Consider the following 12,010-nt stretch of genomic DNA (forward strand, 5'->3'; position numbering starts at 1 on the left):
GGCTGTCAGTTCAGGGAACCGTGATCCGCTCTCACTTGCCCAGCAGGGCGAGGCGGAACTGGAACGACGGGTCGAGCGTCTCGTCGACACCTGTCACGTCGTTGCCGGACACTGCGATCTGCGAACCCTGCAGGAACGGCAGGGTCGGCAGCTGTTCGGCGAGGTCGTTCTGGATGTCGGAGATCGCCTCCGCGCGCTCGTCCTCGTCCGTGATGGAACCCTGCTCCATCAGCTTCGTGTTGATGTCCTCATCGCGGAAGTGGTTCGCGAGGAACGACGGGCTCTCGTCCGTGTCGTAGAAGAACGGCACCATGTAGTTGTCCGCGTCCGAGTAGTCCGGGAACCAACCCAGCTGGTAGGCCGGGTAGAGGTCCTCCGTGCGGTCCTCCGCGTACTGGACCCACTCCGTGGACTGCAGGTCGACGTTGAAGAGGTCCGTCGACTCGAGCTGGCTCTTCACCATCGCGTACTCGTCACCGGAGGAGGGCCCGTAGTGGTCGGGGTTGTACTGGAGACTGACGTCGACCGGTGTCTCCACGCCTGCGTCCTCGAGGCGCTGCGCCGCCTCGTCCGCGTCCGCTGCGCCGCTGCCGTCGCCGTAGAGGTCCTTGAGCGATTCGTTGGCGCCCGGCAGGCCTTCGGGGACGTAGGAGTACAGCGGGGTGTACGTGCCCTTGTAGACCTGCTCCGCGATCGTCTCGCGGTCGATCGAGTCGGCCATCGCCTGGCGGATCGCCAGCGCCTTGTCCTCGTCCGGGTCATCCGACTCCGCGCCGTGGGGCATGGTGTCGAAGTTGAAGACGATGTAGCGGATCTCGCCGCCGGGTCCCTGGTGGACCGTGAGCTCGTCGTTGCCCTCGAGGTCCTCGACGTCCGTTGCGGACAGCGAGCGCCAGGCGACGTCGAGGTCACCCTGCTCCAGGCCGAGCTTCATGTTGTTCGCATCAGCGAAGTACCGCATCTGCACGGTGTCGGACTTCGCTTCGCCCAGCGGGCCCTGGTAGTCCGGGTTGGCCTTGTAGGAGATGAGCTCGTTGAACGAGTAGGAATCGATCGTGAACGGGCCGGCGAAGGCCTCTCCGTCGACGATCTCCTGGTCCGGGGTGATCTCGTCCGCGGCGAAGACGTCTTCGTCGACGATCGGGCCGGCAGGACCGGCGAGCACCAGCGGGAACGTCTGATCGTTCTCGCGGTTGAGCGTGAACTGGACCGTGAGGTCGTCCGGCGTCTCGATGGACTCGACCGTGCCGAGCAGCGAGGAGGGACCGTTCGGGTCCTGGATCTCCAGCTGGCGCTCGAAGCTGAACTTCACGTCGGAGGCCGTGAGCTCATTGCCGTTGGCGAAGGTCAGGCCCTCCTTGAGCGTCACTTCGTACGTGCTGGGATCGGTGAAGTCAGCGGACTCCGCGATATCGGGCTCCGTGTCCGCCGTGCCCGGGGTGTAGGACAGGAGGAACGGGAAGACCTGCTGCATCACGAAGAACGAGCCGTTGTCGTAGGAGCCGGCCGGGTCGATGACCGTCACCTTGTCGGTGGTGCCGACGGTGACGGTGCTGCCGCCCTCGCCTTCCGCGACTCCCACGTCCTCATCAGTGCTCTGGCGGGCGTCACCCGCGCGAAGGTCCGGGCCGCCGCGGGCGCCGATGTCCCGGTGATCCGTGCCATCCCGATGCCGCCGGTCCGCAACCGGGCCGTCGCCACGGTCGTCACCCCCGCGCATCCGGCGGCGGCGGAGATCTTCGATGTGCTCGGCGGGACACTGCCGGTGGCGGACGAAGCAGCCCTCTCCGTGTTCTCGTCCGTGACGGGTGCGGTGTCAAGCCACCTCCACTACCTCGCGGTGGTCTGCTCGTGGGCGGAGTCACAGGGAGTGCCGCGAGACGATGCGGAGCGGTTCCTGCGCGGCCTCTTCGCGGGCCTCTCCCCCGCGATCGCGGACACGGACACCCCGATCGCCCAGGTCGTCGGCGACCATGAGACTCCGGGCGGACTCAACGAGCAGCTGCGCCGGTCGTTCTTCGACGAACACGGCACTGCGTCACTGGAGCACGCGCTCGACGACCTTCACGCACGCGTCACCCGGCCCTGAGGCCGGAGTCGGGAGGTTCAGTGCCGTCCGAGCAGTGAGGCTGCCGCGTCGTCGAGGTAGACGTCGACTTCCGCGTGGTCCTGCAGGGCACTCGCCGGGACCTCCTCGGTGGCAGACCCCTCGATCATCGCGCGGACGGCAGGGGCCTTGCCCTCGCCGAACGCCAGGAGCAGCGCATGCCGGGATTCGAGGATCGTGCCGATGCCCTGCGAGATCGCGCGGGTCGGCACCTCCGCCTCGCTGTCGAAGAAGCGGGAGTTCGCCTCGCGGGTGCTCGGCGTCAGGTCGACGACCCGCGTGCGCGATGCGAAGGACGAGCCCGGTTCGTTGAAGGCGATGTGGCCGTTGGGACCCACGCCCAGGATCTGCAGGTCCACACCGCCCACGGCGAGGATGCGCTGCTCGAAATCCGCTGCGGCGGCGTCCGGGTCGTCAGCGTCGCCAGTGGGCAGAACCGCGGTGTCCGCATCGATGCCCCAGGGCTCCAGCACGTGCTCGGTGATGTAGCGGCGGTAGCTCTGCGGATGGCTGGGTGCCAGACCCACGTACTCGTCGAGGCAGGTGATCCGCAGGCGGCTGAGGTCGAGCCCGTTGGCCACACGCGCGGTGATCTCCGCGTACAGGGGCTCCGGCGAGGACCCTGTGGCGATCCCCAGGACTGCGTCCGGGGTGTCGCGCACCAACTGTTCGATCGCGTCCGCTGCCTGTGCGATCAGGAACGCGGGGTCTTCGCCGGTGGTGATCCTCATGCGTGAAAGCGTACACACCGGAGAAGAGAGCTCCGGTCAGGAGGTTCATGTCGCAGCGCTGAGCCGAGAATGGATCATACTTGTCAGGGGCACGAACAAGCGGAAACGGGGCGGAGACACCGCGACGATACGAGGAGGGCATGAGGCGATGATGGGCAGGCTGTGGCATCGCGCTTATCTGTCCACTTCGCCTGAGACTCGACTGCGCGCTCAGCAACAACTGTTCTTCCTGATACTGGCGCCCGCATCGGTCATCTTCGCGATGTTCCGCCCTCACGTTCTGCAGGTGGAATTCTTCTGGATCGGCACTGGATCACTCCTGCTCGCCAGTGCGGGAGCCTACGGCGCGGTACGTGGACCACGGCTGCGGTGGGCACAGTGCTGCTTGCCGCTGCTTGATCTGATGGCACTCGGTTTCACTCGGGCCTCCACACTTCCGGAGGGTGCCACGCTCTCCTTCGTGGCGTTCTTTCCGGCACTGTGGCTGGTGATCGAACTGCACCGGGTCGGAATGCTGCTCGCCGCTCTGGGGACAATCGGAGCAATCACCGTTCCGTCGGTCCTCTTGGCCGAGAACCCACTGGACCCGCTGACGATGCTGCGGAACCTGGTACTGCCCCTTGTCGTGGTCGTCGTTTCACAGGTGGTCGTGGACCTGTACCAACGCCTTGCTGCGAGCAAGGAGCGCGTCGAGCAGGAGTCCGCTCGTCACGTGACCGCACGCGATGAGGCTCGGCGGTCGGCGCGCCTGCTGACCGCGGTGGGAGACAGCCTGAACGTCGGGGTCCTCGTCATGGACACCGACGGCAATGATCTGATGTGGAATCGAGCGCAACGGGTGATCCACGAATTGGTGTCTCCCCCGACGAACACCGATCGCACGGAGGCAGGACACCTCGTTTTCGCAGAGGATGGCTCGACTCCGCTGCCGACCGCCCTGCGACCGGCGTACAGAGCCGTGCATGGCGAGAGCTTCGACGATCAGATCATCATGGTGGGGCCGCCGGGCCCCGAACAACGTGCTCTGTCGGTCAGCGCCCGAAAGGTGCACGACGACAGAGGAATCCCAGAGGGTTCAGTGGTCGTCTTCTATGACGTCACCGACCTGCGAGCCATGGTCAGAGCCCGCGACGAGTTCATCGCCACGGTCTCCCACGAACTGCGTACGCCCTTGACCTCGATCATGGGTTACATCGATCTGGCGATCGAGGAGGTGGGCCCGATCGACGGGGAGGCCGAAGAGCCGCTCGCCGACTATCTGGCCGTCGTCGAGCGCAATGCCGAACAGATGCTCATCCTCGTCGAAGACCTCCTCGTCGAGCAGCAGGCCCGTGCGGGAAGACTTGTTCTGCATCGCCGGCAGGTACGACTGTCAGACTTGGCGTCCGTTGCAGTCCGCTCCATCGGACCGCAGGCATCGGCACAGCAGATCACCGTCGTCGACCGCACTGGTCCAACGAGCCCGGTGCTCGCGGATCACTCTCGGATCGGCCAGGTGCTCGACAATCTGTTGGCCAACGCTGTGAAGTACACTCAGCCCGGCGGGCGGGTGGACGTCAGGACTCACGAGACGGACACCACCGTGGAGTTCTGCGTCAGTGACAATGGCCGGGGTCTGACTGCCGATGACGTAGCCCGGATCTTCACACCGTTCTTCCGTTCCACCGCCCGGGGAACCCGCACCTCGGGACTCGGCCTGGGGCTGGCGGTCGCCAAGAGCATCATCGACGCGCACGGCGGCACGATCTCAGTCGACTCCACCCTCGGCGAAGGCACCACGTTCCGGGTAAGTCTGCCTCGTCCCACCGCAGGAGCCCTCGAATGACCGAACCGCGTCGCCGCTCGCCCCGGCAGGCGAGCAATCGGGCCGTGACGCCGCTGTCCTTGATCCTGTCGATCATCTACGGCTCGATCGCCGCCTTCGTCTTCTGCTTCTCGGGATCGTTCGGCACCTTCAGCCAGGCGCTCTGGCGCGATATCGCACTTCTGACAGTCACTGTCGCCGCGACGGCGTCCTTGACCTACATCTCCCTTCTCCTGATCGCCTATGGCCGACGAGCAGCCGTGGAAGGAGGCGATCCGAGTGAGTTCGAATGGCACCTCCTCGTGCCGTGCCGCGATGAGGAGAGCGTCATCGCAGCGACGGTGTCGGCAGCCCGCACGTCGTTCCCGAATGTCCACGTGTGGGTGATAGACGACGACAGCGAGGACAACACGGCGCAGATCGTCCGGGGCCTCATGGACTTCGACGTCCGCGTCCACCTGATCTCTCGGGTCCGCCCTGCAGCGCGCACCGGCAAGGGAGACGCGCTCAATACCGCATACGAGCAGGTAGCCGCCTACATCGATCAGGACTCGGCAGTTCGCGAGCGAGCCATCATAGGAGTCCTCGACGCAGACGGGTTCTTGTCCGACAATGCGTTGGAGCTGCTTGCCGGACGCGACGGATTCGGCGATGAAGAGATCGGAGCCGCGCAGCTCGAGGTGTGGATGAAGAACCGGGGGGACCGCAAGCCACGGCCGCAGCACGGGTGGTGGCGCAACGCCCTGGGCCGCTATCTCATCCGCATGCAGGACATCGAGTTCCGAACCTCGAATTCGGCGATGCAGCTGCTGCGGGTGCAGACCGGCACGGTCGGCATGGGAGGCAACGGCCAGTTCACCCGGCTGACCGTCCTCGACGCGCTGGCTGAGCACTACGGCCAACCGTGGGGCAGAAAGCTCAGCGAGGACTATGAACTCGGCCTCAACATCCTCAGCCTCGGCTACCGAAACCACTACCTCCGCCAGGCCCACGTGTCCCAAGAGGCGCTGCCGTACTTCCGTCGACTGCTCACGCAGCGCACCCGGTGGGCGCAGGGCATCATGGAGTGCGCCTCGAACCTCCCGACGCTGAGGCGCAGCGGCACCCTGTCACCGACCGGATTCCTGGAGATCCACTACTTCATGGCGCAGCCGTGGATCATGATGCTGAACCTCGTGCTGATCCCGACACTTCTCGCGCTGGCAGTCCTCGACGGATCTCCAGGCTTCCTCACCGACACGGCGACGACCCTCGTAGCCCTCGCAGGCCTCGTGTTCCTGGTGCTCCCCTACGCCCTATGGGGCCCACTCTACCGCCGCTGGGGTCCGGAGCGCCGGATCGGATTCCTGTCCGCCGTCGGGCTCGGACTGGGCTACTTGGTATACGTCTACTTCACCTACCTGTACTACCCACGGGCGATCCTTCGGATGGTCACCGGACGAACCGGCTGGGCGAAGACGCGACGGAACGCCGACGACCTCCAGCCCGCGCGCCTGCCCGTCCCGACCCTGGAACACCTGCCGCTGCTCGACGTCCGCGAACTGGCCGAACTCGCCGCCGAGCTGGAAGGGCACGACGAGTACGCCCTCGAAGTGGTCTCGGCCTACGCCCTCATGTGGCCCACACGTCTGGACAACCTCGCAGCCGCAGTAGCGGCCGAGGACTCGCTGCGGGCTCGCGATGCCGTCGGCAGCATTCGCGTCTCCTCGACCATGATCGGCGCTCACCGCCTCCCGGCCGCCGCAGAGGCTTTCGCGGAGCTGATCGACGAAGGTGATTTCGACGCCGGCAGGCGCGCACTCGACCCCGTGAGCTCGATCGGCGGCGAGACCATCGCGGAGATCCGCAGACGATTCTCCGACGATCTGCCCACCGGCCGACACTGACTCACGTCAGTCCTCAGGATTCGCATCCGGCCCTGCAGGCGACGCGAGCACCTCCTGCAGGGCCGCCCGCAGGGCTCTGGGACGGAATGGCTTGGTCAAATACGCATCAGCGCCGGCCGTCAGTCCGGCGGCGCGATCAGCGTCGGTCGAGCGAGCACTGATCATCACGATGTGGCCGTCGAAGGAGCCCCGCAGTCGTCGGACGACTTCGTAGCCGTCGACATCCGGCAGACCCACATCAACGGTTATCACCCTCGCCGTCATCGTGTCGGCCCGCTCGAGCCCTTCAGCCCCGGTCGTCGCTGACTCAACGGTGAATCCGCTCTGCTGCAGCACGACTTCCAGCAGCCGACGGATGTCGTCGTCGTCCTCGATGATCAGCGCACTACCCGATGGTTTCACCACCAGCGCCTCCCCCTGGCTCCACACCCCGCGTCGTCTCCACCACGCCTCATGAATAGTTCGAAACCCACACTACGCGGCACTCGGATCATGCTTCCACCACTGACGCTACCCGTCGTGTCCTTCACGCCGAAGGGCATTCATGACGCGACCGAACGGCTTCACAGGCATGCAGTGAGCAGACTGAACGGAACGTGACGCAGGTCGCTACTGTAGCGGTATGCGCTATCCCTATGAAGACATCGAGAACGTTCCCGACGACATCCGCGAGCAGATCCTCGCCGTGGCGGAGAAGAGCGGGTTCGTCCCCAACGTCTTCCTGGGCCTGGCCCGGAGGCCCGCGGAGTTCCGCGCATTCTTCGCCTACTACGACGCGCTCATGGACAAGGAGACCGGCAGCCTCACGAAGGCGGACCGGGAGATGATCGTGACGACGACCTCGGCGGCCAACGGCTGCCTGTACTGCGTCGTCGCCCACGGAGCGGTCCTGCGGATCCTGTCGAAGGACCCGTACGTCGCAGACCAGGTCGCGGTCGACCATCGGCACGCGGACATCACCGACCGGCAGCGGGCGATGCTCGACTTCGCGATGAAGGTGACCCGGGAGCCCGCGGCCGTCGACGACGCGGATCATGACGCACTCGCCGCGCACGGGTTCGACGATGAGGACGCGTGGGACATCGCCGCGATCACCGCGTTCTTCGGCCTCTCGAACCGGATGGCACTGGTGGGCGGGATGCAGCCCAACCCCGAGTTCTATCTCATGGGCCGTGTGCCGCGGGAGAAGAAGGGGTGAGTCACCACGGCAGGCCCTCGCTGCGGTAGAACACGACGATCGACGCCGCTGCGAACACCAGCAGCGTGACCCCCATGACGGGCCCCACCAAGCGGCTCGAGACGACGTCGTCGCGCGACAGGCGCGGAATGAGGGCGGCCAGGGCCAGCGCTTGAACGATCCCGAGGACGATCAGCGACCAGTCCCGCAGCAGGAACGCCAGCGGCATGAAGTGCAGGGCGACGACGAAGGCGACCCACCACGCGATCCACCGGGACTTCCCGCGCCTCCACAGGACGAACGCGCCGGCGGCCGCAAGTACGACCTCGGCGAGGGTGAGCACTCCGAACCACGCGTAGAACCCTTCCAGCGCGGACGGTTCCCTCCAGCGCTGGCCCACCGCGTAGCCGAACACGCCTGCAACGGCGACGCCGAGGACGGATCCCGCCCCCAGCCACCAGCGCCAGCGAGGTAGCGGATCCTCCTGCGCCCAGCCGAGCCACACGACTGCCATGAGACCGAACCACGCGATGGTGAAGGCGTGGTCGCGGACGAATTCCGTGAGCATGAGCGGACTCCTCTACCGAAGCGTGGCCACAGAGTATTGGACGAGGTGCACACAGCAAGCCCACCACCGCTCACACCGCTCGCCAAGCGCTTTCACATGAAACGATGAGGTAGGTAGACTGCCGCAGTAACTCGCTTTGACAACAAGAATGTCTGTGCAACGACGCAGCGACGAAAGGCACACTCGATGAGTCCCGTCCTCCTCATGGCGATCGGTCTCGCGATCCTGGCACTCGGGTACTTCGTCTACTCGAAGTACCTCGCGAACCGCGTGTACCAGCTGAATGACAGCTTCCAGACCCCCGCGCACGAACTGCGCGACGGGGTCGACTACGTCCCCACCAACAAGTTCATCCTCTGGGGACACCACTTCACCTCGGTCGCAGGCGCCGCCCCCATCGTGGGCCCCGCCGTCGCCCTCATCTGGGGCTGGGTCCCGGCGTTCCTCTGGGTCACGATCGGCACCGTCTTCTTCGCCGGGATGCATGACTTCGGCGCTCTGTGGGCCTCCGTGCGGAACAAGGGGCAGTCGATCGGTTCGCTGTCCGGCCGCTACATCGGCAAGCGCGGAGCGGGCCTGTTCCTCATCGTGATCTTCATCCTCCTCCTCATGGTGATCGCTGCGTTCTCCGTGGTCATCACCAACCTCCTCATCTCGACCCCCTCCGCGGTCATCCCGACGTGGGGCGCGATCGGCGTCGCACTGCTGGTCGGTGTGGCGGTCTACCGCCTGCGCATGCCGCTCGTGCCCGTCACCATCGTGGGCGTCGTGGCCCTCTACGCGCTCATCGTGCTGGGCGACGCGGTTCCCGTCATCATCCCGGAGAACTTCCTCGGCATGACGCCGACGGTCTTCTGGATCCTCACCCTCTTCATCTACGGCGCGTTCGCGTCGCTGCTGCCGGTGTGGGTGCTCCTCCAGCCGCGTGACTACATCAACGGCGTGCAGCTCTTCATCGGGCTGATCCTCCTCTACGGCGCAGTCGTCATCGGCATGTTCGTCTCCGACGGTGCGCACGAGATCGTGGCTCCCGCCTTCAACATGAACGTTCCGGACGGCACACCCAGCATCATTCCGCTGCTGTTCGTCACGATCGCCTGCGGTGCGATCTCCGGCTTCCACGGCATGGTCTCCTCCGGCACCAGCTCGAAGCAGCTGGACAAGGAGACCGATTCGCGGTTCGTCGGCTACTTCGGTGCGGTGGGCGAAGGCCTGCTGGCACTCGGCACCATCATCGCGATCTCTGCCGGCCTGCGCACCGTCGCAGAGTGGGAAGAGCTCTACAGCGCCTTCGGCGAAGCCGGCGTCCAGTCGTTCGTCCAGGGCGGCGGCATGCTCATGGAGGCCGGTCTCGGCCTGCCTGCGTCGCTGAGCGCCACTGTGCTCGCGACGATGGCTGTGCTGTTCGCAGCGACATCCCTGGACACAGGGTTCCGCCTCATGCGGTTCGTCGTCCAGGAGATGGGCGAGCGCGTCAATCTCAAGGTCGGCAAGTACGCCGCGACCGGCGTCGTCCTCGTGCTCGGCATGGGCCTCACGTTCTCGCAGGGACTGGGCGGTGAAGGCGGCCTGCGCATCTGGCCGCTCTTCGGCACGACCAACCAGTTGATGGCGTCGCTCACGCTCATGATCCTGGCGGTCATGCTGATCCGGAAACGGCGCAATCCGTGGCCGGCACTCATCCCGCTGGCGCTCGTGTTCACGATGTCCTTCTGGGCCGCGATCGAACAGCTCTTCAGCTTCGCGGCTCCCGGGAGCCAGGACTGGCTGCTGTTCGTCATCGACTGCATCATCATCGTGAGCAGCGTGTTCGTGGCGATCGAAGGCATCCGAGCGATCATCCGGGCGACCAAGGAGCCTCCGGAGGCCGCCGATGAGGACGAGAAGCTCATCGCGGTGCGCGAAGAGGTCTGACCTGTGACCGACTCCACCGGTTCGAACGCGGCCCAGCCCTGGGTGAGGGATCTCGCCCAGGGCTGGGCCGCGTTCCGTGACGGCCTGGAAGAGTTCTACAAGGGTCCGTACCGGCAGATGTTCGCCCGAGAGAAGCGCGACGAGGACGACTTCTTCACGCTCATCGTCCTGGGTGAGGCCCTGGGCGTCCCCGATCCTGCCGCCTACTACACGGCGGAGTTCCTCCCCAGCCTCTACCAGGACTTCCATGCATGGCACCGGCGCATGGGCATGCCGGACTCGCCTCTGGACCACATCGCATGCTGCTGAGCGCCATCGGCGGACTCCGGGTCGTCTTCGTCGGAGGAAAGGGCGGGGTCGGCAAGACGACCGTCGCCTCCACTGCGGCTGTCGCCCGAGCGCTCGAAGGCGCTCGGGTGCTCGTCGTCTCCACGGACCCCGCCCACAACCTGGGGCACCTGTGGGACCGTGAGGTCGGCGATGATCCCGTGCGGCTGGCGACCTTCACCGAGGATGCGTCCGCCGGCGGCGTCGTCGATGGGATGGAGATCGACCCGCGGGCCACTTTGGATCGGCACCTCGCCTCCGTCGAGCGGACGATGCGACGCATGCTGCCCGAACGCATGCGCCCTCACGCGGAGCGTCACCTCGAGATGGCGCGCGAGGCCCCGGGCAGCTTCGAGGCAGCCGTACTCGAACGCGTGGCCGACGCCGCCGCACTGGGCATGGACGCGTACGATCTGGTCGTCTTCGACACCGCGCCGTCCGGCCACACCCTCAGACTCCTCTCCCTGCCGGGCCAGCTCACCACCTGGACGGAATCACTGCTGAAGAACCGTGACCGCTCCGAGCGGTACGCGTCGGCGATGCGCAGCATCGCGGGCACGAAGGGCGATGACCCCGCGTCCGCGGCGGATGCGGAGCTGCGTCGCACCCTCATCCGGCGCAGAGACCGATTCGAGAACCTGCGCGCGGTCGTGACGGATCGTGCGCGCACGGGCTTCCTCATCGTCTTCACTCCGGAACGGATGCCGGTGGCGGAGACGCTCGAGCTTGCCGATTCGCTCACGGATCTCCGGGTCCCCCTCGCAGCGCTCGTCGCCAACCGCCGTTCGCCCGCGGACGCAGGCGAGCTGCTGCGGGCACGGCGTGACGTCGAGGAGCCGCAGGTGGACCGGGTGAAGGTCGCGCTGCCCCACGTTCCGCTGACCGAGCTGCCCCTGGTCTCCGGCGAGCTGGTGGGCCACGACGCGCTCGTCGACTTCGCCCGGCGCCTGACCTGATCCTCACCGGCCTCGCCGGAGGGCACGCACCCAGTTCCTGCACGGCATGACGGTCCCCCGCCGCACTCCGGCGCACGGCGGCATGACGTCAGGGGGCCCACCCTCGATACAGATCTCACCCCCTGACGGGTCCTCGACCCACCGCTCCTTGGACCACAGCGCGAACGCCGGCTCGTAGGCGTTGAGGAAGATCTCGCAGTCACAGCAGCACGCGCCCAAACGCGAGAGCCGTTTGATGATCGCGGTCGAGCGAGGCGCGGACGCGTCCCGGTACTGCAGGGTGAAGCGGTGGGTGTTGTCGTAGCCGAAGCTGCGCAGCTGACGGTCGACGAAGCAGACGAGGCACTCCCCCAGGTCAGGGGTCATGAGCGCCAGTGCGGCTTCCCGGACGATGCGTTCCGCCTCCGCGGATTTCGTGTTCGCTTTCATAACCGAACACTCGCACGAGCCACGGACACGGAAACGGAAACGGAAACGACCCTTGCATCCGGGCAATCGCCCCCGCTGGGCATGCGCGGGCCAGCCGCGCCCCTCCCGGGT

12 protein-coding genes are annotated in these 12,010 nt (G+C 66.3%); 7 read left to right on the forward strand and 5 right to left on the reverse strand.

The genetic code is table 11. The annotated features are described in order from the left end of the window. Positions 1–31 precede the first annotated feature (31 nt). On the reverse strand, positions 32–1,582 hold the full coding sequence (locus BJEO58_RS12540; protein ID WP_246076047.1) for an ABC transporter substrate-binding protein: 1,551 nt from the start codon (positions 1,580–1,582) through the stop codon (positions 32–34). A 69-nt stretch (positions 1,583–1,651) separates the two neighbouring features. Here BJEO58_RS12540 and BJEO58_RS12545 point away from each other — a divergent pair, with 69 nt between their 5' ends. Next, the gene (locus BJEO58_RS12545) at positions 1,652–2,089 is read left to right on the forward strand and encodes a hypothetical protein (protein WP_144573870.1); all 438 of its coding nucleotides are present in this window, start codon (positions 1,652–1,654) and stop codon (positions 2,087–2,089) included. Between the two features lie 17 nt (positions 2,090–2,106). Here the strand turns inward: BJEO58_RS12545 and BJEO58_RS12550 are convergent, their stop codons facing one another. Continuing rightward, positions 2,107–2,838: a glucosamine-6-phosphate deaminase gene (locus BJEO58_RS12550; protein ID WP_101589818.1), complete on the reverse strand. Its 732-nt coding sequence runs from the start codon at positions 2,836–2,838 to the stop codon at positions 2,107–2,109. Here BJEO58_RS12550 and BJEO58_RS12555 point away from each other — a divergent pair. Both BJEO58_RS12555 and BJEO58_RS12560 read left to right on the forward strand, forming a co-directional pair. Then, positions 2,825–4,663, forward strand: a complete 1,839-nt coding sequence (locus BJEO58_RS12555; RefSeq protein WP_144573871.1) for a sensor histidine kinase — start codon at positions 2,825–2,827, stop codon at positions 4,661–4,663. The two genes, BJEO58_RS12550 and BJEO58_RS12555, sit on opposite strands and share 14 nt — an antisense overlap. Further along, a complete protein-coding gene (locus BJEO58_RS12560; RefSeq protein WP_101589820.1) occupies positions 4,660–6,528 on the forward strand; it encodes an XrtP-associated glycosyltransferase in 1,869 nt (622 codons plus the stop codon). Before BJEO58_RS12555 ends, BJEO58_RS12560 begins: the two co-directional genes overlap by 4 nt. A 6-nt stretch (positions 6,529–6,534) precedes the next feature. Here the strand turns inward: BJEO58_RS12560 and BJEO58_RS12565 are convergent, their stop codons facing one another. Further along, entirely contained in the window at positions 6,535–6,930 is a 396-nt protein-coding gene (locus BJEO58_RS12565) for a response regulator transcription factor (RefSeq protein WP_101589847.1), read from the reverse strand. 220 nt (positions 6,931–7,150) lie between these two features. On the opposite strand from BJEO58_RS12565, the gene BJEO58_RS12570 reads away from it, so the two are divergent. Then, positions 7,151–7,726, forward strand: a complete 576-nt coding sequence (locus tag BJEO58_RS12570) for a peroxidase-related enzyme (protein ID WP_101589821.1) — start codon at positions 7,151–7,153, stop codon at positions 7,724–7,726. A gap of 1 nt (position 7,727) precedes the next feature. Here the strand turns inward: BJEO58_RS12570 and BJEO58_RS12575 are convergent, their stop codons facing one another. Beyond that, positions 7,728–8,273 carry a hypothetical protein gene (locus tag BJEO58_RS12575; protein ID WP_101589822.1) on the reverse strand — a complete coding sequence of 182 codons (546 nt, stop codon included), beginning with the start codon at positions 8,271–8,273 and terminating at the stop codon, positions 7,728–7,730. A gap of 186 nt (positions 8,274–8,459) precedes the next feature. On the opposite strand from BJEO58_RS12575, the gene BJEO58_RS12580 reads away from it, so the two are divergent. Genes BJEO58_RS12580 through BJEO58_RS12590 form a run of 3 tightly spaced genes read left to right on the forward strand, consistent with a single transcriptional unit; the run spans position 8,460 to position 11,470 of the window. Beyond that, the gene (locus tag BJEO58_RS12580) at positions 8,460–10,187 is read left to right on the forward strand and encodes a carbon starvation CstA family protein (RefSeq protein WP_101589823.1); all 1,728 of its coding nucleotides are present in this window, start codon (positions 8,460–8,462) and stop codon (positions 10,185–10,187) included. 3 nt (positions 10,188–10,190) lie between these two features. Then, complete coding sequence (locus BJEO58_RS12585) at positions 10,191–10,496, forward strand: cory-CC-star protein (RefSeq protein ID WP_246076048.1); 306 nt, start codon at positions 10,191–10,193, stop codon at positions 10,494–10,496. Beyond that, entirely contained in the window at positions 10,487–11,470 is a 984-nt protein-coding gene (locus tag BJEO58_RS12590) for an ArsA family ATPase (RefSeq protein ID WP_101589824.1), read from the forward strand. Before BJEO58_RS12585 ends, BJEO58_RS12590 begins: the two co-directional genes overlap by 10 nt. Positions 11,471–11,473: 3 nt before the next feature. Here the strand turns inward: BJEO58_RS12590 and BJEO58_RS12595 are convergent, their stop codons facing one another. Further along, positions 11,474–11,899: a DUF2695 domain-containing protein gene (locus tag BJEO58_RS12595; RefSeq protein ID WP_180951948.1), complete on the reverse strand. Its 426-nt coding sequence runs from the start codon at positions 11,897–11,899 to the stop codon at positions 11,474–11,476. Positions 11,900–12,010: the final 111 nt, after the last annotated feature.

It is taken from the genome of Brevibacterium jeotgali (assembly GCF_900169175.1).
Lineage (GTDB): Bacteria > Actinomycetota > Actinomycetes > Actinomycetales > Brevibacteriaceae > Brevibacterium > Brevibacterium jeotgali.

Excerpts from the sequence above, each read along its gene's own strand:
- BJEO58_RS12570 (WP_101589821.1), top strand. The coding sequence starts at position 7,151 with ATGCGCTATCCCTATGAAGACATCGAGAACGTTCCCGACGACATCCGC.
- BJEO58_RS12595 (WP_180951948.1), bottom strand. The coding sequence starts at position 11,899 with ATGAAAGCGAACACGAAATCCGCGGAGGCGGAACGCATCGTCCGGGAA.
- BJEO58_RS12560 (WP_101589820.1), top strand. The coding sequence starts at position 4,660 with ATGACCGAACCGCGTCGCCGCTCGCCCCGGCAGGCGAGCAATCGGGCC.
- BJEO58_RS12550 (WP_101589818.1), bottom strand. The coding sequence starts at position 2,838 with ATGAGGATCACCACCGGCGAAGACCCCGCGTTCCTGATCGCACAGGCA.
- BJEO58_RS12590 (WP_101589824.1), top strand. The coding sequence starts at position 10,487 with ATGCTGCTGAGCGCCATCGGCGGACTCCGGGTCGTCTTCGTCGGAGGA.
- BJEO58_RS12575 (WP_101589822.1), bottom strand. The coding sequence starts at position 8,273 with ATGCTCACGGAATTCGTCCGCGACCACGCCTTCACCATCGCGTGGTTC.
- BJEO58_RS12580 (WP_101589823.1), top strand. The coding sequence starts at position 8,460 with ATGAGTCCCGTCCTCCTCATGGCGATCGGTCTCGCGATCCTGGCACTC.